Below are 8970 nucleotides of genomic sequence, written 5' to 3'. Positions count from 1 at the left end.
CTAAGTAGTCAAGGAAAATTAATTGTATATTTGATAGTCAGTTTAAATAGTTAGGAAAAGTTATTTTTAGATTTACTGCTCAAATACAAAAGTATATTTTATTCCCTATTCCCTGTTTCCTGTTTCCTAGTAGTAATAGTTTCAAATTTTTAACAAAATTATTTCTAACTAAAAATTTACAAAAAATAATAACGGTGCGTCACTGCGCACCGTCAGTTATGATTTATATAGCGCCTCACAAGTATGAAAATTGCTATAAATATAATCTCAGTTAAAAAATAATCAGGCTAAAGATTGACGCATTGGAGTACGACCGTAAGGATGTCCCTTATAACTAATTACGATTTGATGAGCTAACCATAAATCTAAACACCGACGCATTAATAGGTAGCGATCGCGCCAAAGCTGATGGCACTTTTCCGTAGATGGGCAGTCAATCACCATTACTACCCTAGACCCAACTAACTCGCGGTTTAACTGACAACTGTCTAAATCTATAGGACTCTGAGTCTGAAACCGTTCAATTGCGACAGATTCTATATTATTCATCTAAAATACTTTGGTAATTTGGAAACCCTTAGCCTTAGCTAGGGGATAAATAAAGATCGGCAGCCGAAATAACAATGCTATAGGTCGGTACTATGTCAAAGGTACTGGCTTAACCCACTATGCCTGTTTAACCATTGAGTTCTAATTGAGTTCTAGAAGATGGCACTGGCAGAGCATCTCAAAATAGGAACTTTAACACTGAACTGTAACTTAAACTGCAAAGGTCTAAGGTTGGTCAGGTGCTGGCTGGCAAAGACTTCGAGCAGTCTGTCCAAGTCTTTGAACTTTAGTCCTGGGGTTCCTGACTACATATCTTTATTAATTATAAAATAAATATAAAGAACTTTGGGAATAATGTAAAGCAGAAATTTGTGTAATTTATAGTTTTCTTGCTGTCAAAATAGATACTATTTGCTCAGGCAAAAGTTAAAAATAAAAAGTCAAAAGTTTTTATTTACTGATAACTGATACATTTTATTTCGGATAAAATGCTTAAAAGTCAGTATAGATAAGGGAAAAAAAGTCTATAGCTGAAATTAAAGTTACTCACAATGCATCAGCTTCTGATCGACGTTATCCTAATATTTAGATACATTAAATTGTCCCTATAGGTAAAACAAACATCAATCCAATCATTGGGAGGCCCCGTGTTATCTAGCCTGACAGCAACTAATTCTCGCCGAGCTGAAATAGTCGAAATTGTCTTCCGTAATGGTTGGGGCTATATGAAAACCCTCCTCACAGGAGGCAAAACTGGCGAACCAGATATACCAACACCAGAAGTTCTACGCAATATTCTGGTAGATTTAGGCCCAGTATATGTCAAGCTCGGCCAGCTACTTAGTACCCGTCCAGACTTATTACCAGCAGATTATATTGACACCTTATCAAGTTTGCAGGCCAATGTACCAGCAGTACCTTGGTCAGAAGTGGAAATCTTAATTCGTCAACAATTATCCCAACCTCTAGAAGAAATATTTAGCGATATTAATACTGAATGTGTAGCAGCAGGGTCTATTGCTCAAACTTATAAAGCGACCTTAAAAGATGGTACAGAAGTAGCTCTAAAAGTTCAGCGTCCTGGTATTGACAGAATAATTGATAAAGATACATCCCTGCTAAAAAGTTTAGCTGAATTAGTTTCATTCACAGACTTTGGTAATGACTACGATATAGTGTCTCTTGCGGAAGAATTTAGTGTCGCTCTGAAAGCTGAACTTGATTTCACCAAGGAAGCTGGTTATACCGATGAACTACGTCGAGACTTATCTACCAGTAAGTGGTTTGACCCCAAGCAAATAATGCTTCCGAAAGTATATTGGGAACTAACAACTCCGAAAATATTAGTTCTCGAATGGCTAAATGGTAAACCTATCTTATCAGCGAAGGTTAAAGGCATTAACAATAATGGAGATGTAGATGCAGAAAAGCAGGCACTCTCCACTTTATTATGTCGTGCTTTCTTTCAACAGTTTTATATCACTGGTTTTTTTCACGCTGATCCTCATCCTGGCAACATATTTTATCTGGAAGATGGACGCATTGCTCTACTAGACTGTGGAATGGTAGGTCGCCTCGATCCTCGCAGTCAGCAAAATTTAACGGAATTATTATTAGCGATCGTCGATCTAGATGCTAAAAGATGTACTCAGTTAACTCTACAAATGGCAGAAGTTGCTCAACTACCAAACTTAGCTAAGGTGGAAAATGAGTATAGCAAAATGCTGCAGAAATATTATAATCTGAGCTTGGCTGAAATCAATTTTTCTGAAGTTTTTTATGACATATTACAATTGTGTCGTAATAACAGAATTAAGTTGCCTAGTAATTTGGGTTTGTATTCCAAAACTTTAGCAAATTTGGAAGGCGTAGCTCGTAGTTTCTATCCTCAACTTAATCTTTTGGATGAAATTAAACCATTAATGACCGATCTATTTCGGCGACAGTTATTAGGGGAAGACCCAGTTCAAACATTATTAAGAACAGCTATTGATGTGAAGAATTTATCTTTAGAGTCACCTCGTCAACTAGACTTACTTTTAGATAGAGTTACTTCTGAAAAATTGAAGTGGAATTTGACTTTAAAAGATATTGAACCTTTGACTCGTAGTGTAAATAAGTCGGCTAATAGACTATCTTTCAGTGTTGTTGTAGGTTCGTTAATTATTGGTGCTGCTATTGTAACTGCGGGTTCTCAAAGTAGTCAGTTATCTGTATTAAGTGAAGCTTTATTTGCAACGGCTAGTTTTCTAGGTTTGTGGTTAATTATTAGTATTCTTCGTTCTGGTCGTTGGCGAGAGTAAATACAGTTATCAGTTAACAGTTATCAGTTATCAGTTGAATAATAAAAGCTGCTTACTGGTTACTGAATCTGAAAATGATATTAAGGAGTATTTGTAACAGTTATTAGTTAATAATTATCAGTTTAAAAGGAAAAATTGCTTACTGGTGGCTGAATTTGAACATGATATTAAGGAGTATTTGTAGATGAATCTAAATATTCTTGATTGTCTAAATATGTCTCAATATTCTCCAGAATTTGTCTCAAATATTATACTACTTTATCTTTGATTTTTATTAGTTCATCAATACTCTTATCTTTACCTACTTCGGCGAATGATTTATGCCCATGTGCTAAATCATTTCTATTAGTCTTGACTTTAAATAAATAATCCTTAATATCAGTTTTTGTTTTTGCAGAAAATCCATATTCCTTAGCTGTTGTTTTAATCTTTTCATAGTCAATATTTCCAGAAAATTGTTTCTCTAGCTTAGAAATCTTAACAATATCTAGAGATATATATACAATTTTATTATAAATTTCATCAATGCTTGTTTTATTTAGTTGTATCTTCAGGTTTTTAAGAACAACTTTTTTTAACTCAGGTGTGATTTTGTCGAAGGAAACATTTTGATTTTTTAGTTCTTCAAATATTGCTTCAATAGCATCTCTCATTGTCGATTCTATTAAATTGTAAAGCAACAAAAAAGCACTTGCTTTTAAGGTTTGTACTAACTTTATGTCAATTTTTTGAGTTTTGCTTCCTTCTTTACTTTCTATCAACAATTTTGTTGTTCCTTGCTCTAAACTCTGGAGAAAAATAAAATATTCACTTACTTCTTTAGAGCGTTCATTAAAATTTTGAAATAATATGCTTGTCATTATTTATCTAACAATTGGTCTCGTACATATTCAATCCGAAGAATAACTTTTTTCTTTGAACTACTTGCATAACCTTTTGTGTAATTCTGAAAATTACTCTTACTAGGATTAAGTAAATCATCTCCTCGATATTGAAGATTACTTTTTTCTCTCAAAGCAAGAGCAATACCTACAGAAAGAGACTCAAATTTAATTCTAGTAGTAGTTTGATTTGATTTTTTACCCGACCGAAAACCATTCGGAAAATGTTTTTCCACAAAATCTATCATTGTTTCAAATTCATCCCACATTTTCTTTAAGTCTGTATTTTTATCTTTGTTAGTTTTTTCCAAAAATTTATCCAGAAATTTACTTACCCCCACTTTACTCTCAAAATTTTGATAATTATTTAAAAAGGCAAAAAAACGTAAGACAAATTCTTGAGGATCTCGTCGGGCAATAGCTGCATCAGAAAACAAACAAAGCTCTCGAAACTTGGGTGATTTTGATAATTCTTCAACTAGATCGGTAAATTTTCCAGGTAATATACCTCTACGTTTTTCCATTTCATTTAACTCAACACTACCTGTATTAATCCGTTCAAATAAATCTCTTCGTGTTTCTTCATCCGCATCTTCAGTAAGTTGAATCATCCGAATAGTAGCCCTTTTGAAACGTTTCTGACGAGAAGAAGGTAAATCCTCAAATTTAAAGTCATTGAGTTTGCTTAACTTCTCTAAATTACCCAGTATTAGCTCATTATTGATAAATCCAGCTAGGGTACGGATACGTTGCGTACCATCTACAATCTCTAAACGAGCTTCATTTTCTTCATTTTCCTCATCATTAATATCAGCAACAAATATATAAGGTATTGGTAATCCTAAAAGTACAGATTCAATAAATTTTGACTGCCGGGATTCATCCCAAGCAATTTCCCTTTGATAGTCAGGTATAAATAACTCATTAGTATCGTTTTCTTTTCCTTCCATATACTTCTGAATAAGAACTTCCACTGGATATTCTTTTGTATCATAATCAACACGCTTTTGCTTTTCTCTAATTTCAACTTCAGCAGCTTCTTTTTGTGCTTTAGTTATTTTTGGTTTACTGTTAGTAACTTTAGACTTTGATAGCATATTTTTGTTTTAAGTAGTTTGTTTAAACCTAAAAGTATATTATAACAGTTGAAGGAAAGGTTAAGACCTATCAAAAACTTAAAACTCAGACAACATAAGATTTTTCTTTCTTCCTTCTTCCTTAAGATTGCTATATTTTGATATAACAGTCATTTTTTGTAGTGTTGATGACCAATAATATCCAGTAGAAATTTTACCTATTTACAGTACAGGAATCTACTATTGCTATTCTTTGATATAGCAGTAGAAGCAAAGATTAGGACAGATCAAAAGCTGAAAACTCAGACAACATAATACTTTTCCTTCTTGCTTCTTCCTTCTTCCTTCTTTCTTCTGCTATATCTATAGCAAGCTAGAATATATGATAGAAATAATTCTAAAATTTAAGCAATAAAGTTATGACAAACCAACAAAACCAAATTACCCAAACTTATGCTCAAGACGATGCCCAACAAATTCTGCAAATTGCCCTAGCACGTCGCTCTGAAGGAGGCGAACTAACCAGAGCACAAGTATTAGAAATTGCTAATGAGATGGGTATTTCTCCAGAAGACTTAGCAGCAGCAGAACAAGAATGGCTTTCCCACCGGAGTGAGTTTCAGGAAAAACAAGTTTTTAATCAACTTCGTCGAGACAAATTAAAGCAAAGTTTGATTAAATATGGCATTGTAAATTCATTTTTACTGTTACTGAATTTAGTAACTGCTCATACCCTTTCCTGGTCTTTACCAATTTTATTATTGTGGGGATTATGGTTAGCTTTAGATGCCTGGAAAACTTTTCAAATGGAAGGAGAAGAATATGAAAAAGCTTTTCAAAGATGGCGTTTGAAAAAACAATTAGGTCAATCTTTTGGATTTTTAGCAAATAAAATTTTAAAAAATTTACAGTCTTGAAAAAAAATGGAGATGCTGGCTAAATTATAGATAGGAAAGATCGGGTTTGTTTAATTAGGGCTCACCGATCTAATCTAAAAAAATTTACATCTAAAAACAAGTGCCTTTTTGGGATCGAAAAAAGTGCAAAATTTTCAGCTCTTCATGCTCAAATTTGAGAGTATTTTAGGTGCATAGTTTGGCAGAAAAATCATTCTTACAATTCTTACTCCTACCTTCTCACTCATTCCCATTTTTCCTATCTTCTATTCCTACTGAAAGACTTTTGAGCGCAAACATTAATTAATTCAAATCAGGGAAAATTACTCCTAACTCTTTATCTAATAAATAAGCGATCGCTGACTTGAATTATTAAAAAAGTAACAGCAAATTATTAGTCTTAAAACATTTACTTTAAACAAGTAAAAAAATACCTTAAGATAATTTTATAAGCAATTATAATAACTTATATAAAAATAGACAATTAAAGCACCCTGAGTAATGAAATTCCAGATAAAAAATTAGACTAAAATCTTTCAATTTGTCGCGCTTCATCTGACAGCTTTGCTTCTTTTTGACCAAGAATTCTTGCCCTACCATTGAATAAACCAATAGGAGTATCAAACAACTCTACTAATTCTGCCTTACCTAATATCATTTTCATCATTGTTAGAGGCAACTCTTTTAATAACCATCTACTCAAACGATAAACATATTCCTGTGTTTTAAACTCTCGCATTAGATCTATGCCGTGCAGTTCATGCAAATATTTATTTGACTTTCCATACCTACGCCATTGACTTTGTAAATCTTTCCAAGTTGAACGATGACGATGTTTAACTACGGCATTTTCTATAAATTTAAACTGATAAGATGTTTCTCGTAAAATACGCCAACAAATATCAGCATCTCCACCAGTTGTTAAGTAAGGGCGAAATAATCCTACCTTTACAAATGCTTGCTTTCTAATCGCTAAATTAGCAGTTTGACCATAAGGACAAAATGAATTAGATAAAGTATGTTTTTGAGAAAGAGTATCTTGTTTATCAGCGTATTTTTCTAATAAACTGTCCCCAGGTAAAGCAAGTATTTCTCCTACTACAATGCCAATATTAGAGTCAGAAAATGGCTGAATTAAATTTTCTAACCATTGAGGTTGAGGACGACAGTCACCATCAGTAAAAGCAAATATATCGCTACTAGCAGCACGAATACCAGCATTGCGAGCAGCATAGGAACTTTGAATGTGATTTTCAGTTACTAGACTAATTGTAATTTGACTTGACTGTACTGCTGCTTCAATTAGTGACTTACTACGATCGCCACTATTATTATCCACAAGTAAATATTCTACTTGGTCAGCAGGATAAGTTTGCGACTCCAGACATTCTATCAAGTCTGGCAAGTCTTTCTCACCATTATAAATTGGTACAATTACTGAAACTTTTGTCACGATCGGTTTTTCAATTAATAATTTATATAGCAGGGAACAGGCAACAGGCAACAGGGAGAAATAATTGATAATTTATGGATAAGAATTGACTTTATTTTTGATTTTTAGAGATGTTTATTAGCGATCAAAAAAACTTTCTCCTTTTCCCAGTCTTCTTTCTTGCTTCTTTCTTCCCTCCTGACTCCTGACTCCTCTTACTGAGTACTTAATTTTAAAATAAGCACAAACTAGCCAAAATTGCACTAACTAAATAAAAACATCCCACCACTTGAGTTTCCGACCAACCAGACAATTCCAAATGATGATGAAAAGGAGCCATTTTAAATAAGCGCTTGCCTACACCATCATGTCCTTTTGTTGCCTTGTAATAACTAACTTGAGCAATAACCGAAAGAGTTTCTATTAAAAAAATCACACTAAGAATTAATAATATCCATAAAGTGTTAGTTAGTAGAGCAACTGCAGCTAAACTTCCACCCAAAGCTAACGAACCTGTATCACCCATAAACACCTTAGCAGGATTGCGGTTATGAACAACAAAACCGAGACAACTACCACTCATGCAAGCACAAAAAATCATTAACTCCGGAGCAGTAGGAGCTAAATAAGCTGCTAACCCTAAAAATGCGATCGCTCCCAAACCCCCCATCAAACCATCAACGCCATCAGTAAGATTTGTAGCATTACTTTCTGCAACTAAAACAAAACCTGCCAAAGGCCAAAATAGTAATCCTAAAGATAATTGTAAACCAAATGGCAAAGCAATATTAGTAACCGTACTAGGTTGACTCCATGCTAGCCATCCACAAAATAGTATTGCAAAACCAATCTGCAAAACCAGTTTCATTTTTGGGGATATTCCCTTATTAGACTTACGTTGCAAAATTTTCCAATCATCCAGCCAACCAATAAAACCATAAGCTAGAGTCATTGCAGATACTGCCATAACATCTGGATGAAATTTCGATAATAACAGGGCGATCGCTACTCCTACTGGTACAAAAAATATACCTCCCATAGTTGGAGTACCTGCTTTTTGTAGATGAGCTTGGGGGCCATCCTCCCGGATTATTTGTCCAGCTTTTAGTCTTCTCAGCATAGGTATAACCCAATACCCCAAACTTGCAGTTGCTAAACCACATAGAATTAAGGGTAAACTTAGAGATTCTATACCTATATTTCGATTAGCCATACTATCTAAAACTAGGGCAAAAGAACTTAACCCTAAACCCAGACCCAAGAATAAGTTTTCTCCCGATAAAGTAATAGACTTGCTAACAATGAGCTTATTTTGCATAAAAAATCTCCTCCACACACACTTTTTTTTTAATAATTTAGGTTTGATTAAATAATGACCAAACTCAGCTTTTAACTGAATAGCTTTTTAGTAATTAATTATTAATTATTAATTATTAATTATTATAAATATCTATTCACCTGAGTCATCGTCATTTCCTTCTAAAACGTCATCATCATTAAAATTATCATCTACAGCTATCAATTCTGAAATTTCCTCTTCCTCTTCTAGATAATTGTCTGATTCTGCAGGATCTCTAGGTAACATTCTGCCTGATGTCTCTAACCAGTCAACTATAGATGAGTCTCTTTGGGTAGGAATTACATCTGCCGGCTCATGGCGAGGTATTAAAAGCAGGGAGGGATTATAAACTAGAACTGGTTGTGACTGAGGTTGATTATTTCTACGACTAATAACTCCTACTGACTGTCCTACTGGTTGTTCTACCTTTGCCTGTACCGTAGTTGGCTGTGGCACTACTGGTTGTGGATTTACTGTTTCCTGTACAGTAGTTG

Annotated in this window: 8 protein-coding genes; 2 read left to right on the top strand and 6 right to left on the bottom strand. The window is 33.9% G+C overall.

Going from position 1 to position 8970, the window contains the following annotated elements; all coding sequences use genetic code 11:
• Positions 1-282 precede the first annotated feature (282 nt).
• On the bottom strand, positions 283-549 hold the full coding sequence (locus AC3DU7_RS17460) for a hypothetical protein (RefSeq protein WP_287275123.1): 267 nt from the start codon (positions 547-549) through the stop codon (positions 283-285).
• Between the two features lie 647 nt (positions 550-1196).
• On the opposite strand from AC3DU7_RS17460, the gene AC3DU7_RS17455 reads away from it, so the two are divergent.
• Complete coding sequence (locus AC3DU7_RS17455) at positions 1197-2852, top strand: ABC1 kinase family protein (protein WP_488040590.1); 1656 nt, start codon at positions 1197-1199, stop codon at positions 2850-2852.
• A 248-nt stretch (positions 2853-3100) separates the two neighbouring features.
• Here the strand turns inward: AC3DU7_RS17455 and AC3DU7_RS17450 are convergent, their stop codons facing one another.
• A complete protein-coding gene (locus tag AC3DU7_RS17450; RefSeq protein ID WP_488040589.1) occupies positions 3101-3712 on the bottom strand; it encodes an MAE_28990/MAE_18760 family HEPN-like nuclease in 612 nt (203 codons plus the stop codon).
• On the bottom strand, positions 3712-4830 hold the full coding sequence (locus tag AC3DU7_RS17445; RefSeq protein ID WP_488040588.1) for a DUF262 domain-containing protein: 1119 nt from the start codon (positions 4828-4830) through the stop codon (positions 3712-3714). Before AC3DU7_RS17445 ends, AC3DU7_RS17450 begins: the two co-directional genes overlap by 1 nt.
• 398 nt (positions 4831-5228) lie before the next feature.
• Here AC3DU7_RS17445 and AC3DU7_RS17440 point away from each other — a divergent pair, with 398 nt between their 5' ends.
• On the top strand, positions 5229-5726 hold the full coding sequence (locus tag AC3DU7_RS17440) for a 2TM domain-containing protein (protein WP_488040587.1): 498 nt from the start codon (positions 5229-5231) through the stop codon (positions 5724-5726).
• Between the two features lie 505 nt (positions 5727-6231).
• Here the strand turns inward: AC3DU7_RS17440 and AC3DU7_RS17435 are convergent.
• The 3 genes from AC3DU7_RS17435 to AC3DU7_RS17425 form a co-directional block, all read right to left on the bottom strand.
• Positions 6232-7158, bottom strand: a complete 927-nt coding sequence (locus AC3DU7_RS17435) for a glycosyltransferase family 2 protein (RefSeq protein ID WP_488040586.1) — start codon at positions 7156-7158, stop codon at positions 6232-6234.
• A gap of 211 nt (positions 7159-7369) precedes the next feature.
• A complete protein-coding gene (mraY, locus tag AC3DU7_RS17430; RefSeq protein WP_488040585.1) occupies positions 7370-8455 on the bottom strand; it encodes a phospho-N-acetylmuramoyl-pentapeptide-transferase in 1086 nt (361 codons plus the stop codon).
• A 132-nt stretch (positions 8456-8587) separates the two neighbouring features.
• Positions 8588-8970: DUF3134 domain-containing protein (locus AC3DU7_RS17425; protein WP_488040584.1), on the bottom strand; the 383-nt coding region annotated here is incomplete at its 5' end.

The sequence above is a fragment of the Okeania sp. genome (genome assembly GCF_983059655.1).
Note: the sequence above shows the minus strand (reverse complement) of the source record. Positions and strands in the feature narration are given on the sequence as shown.

Bases quoted from the DNA above. Each gene is read 5' to 3' on its own strand.
- AC3DU7_RS17445 (WP_488040588.1), bottom strand. From the start codon at position 4,830: ATGCTATCAAAGTCTAAAGTTACTAACAGTAAACCAAAAATAACTAAA.
- AC3DU7_RS17450 (WP_488040589.1), bottom strand. From the start codon at position 3,712: ATGACAAGCATATTATTTCAAAATTTTAATGAACGCTCTAAAGAAGTA.
- mraY (WP_488040585.1), bottom strand. From the start codon at position 8,455: ATGCAAAATAAGCTCATTGTTAGCAAGTCTATTACTTTATCGGGAGAA.
- AC3DU7_RS17440 (WP_488040587.1), top strand. From the start codon at position 5,229: ATGACAAACCAACAAAACCAAATTACCCAAACTTATGCTCAAGACGAT.
- AC3DU7_RS17460 (WP_287275123.1), bottom strand. From the start codon at position 549: ATGAATAATATAGAATCTGTCGCAATTGAACGGTTTCAGACTCAGAGT.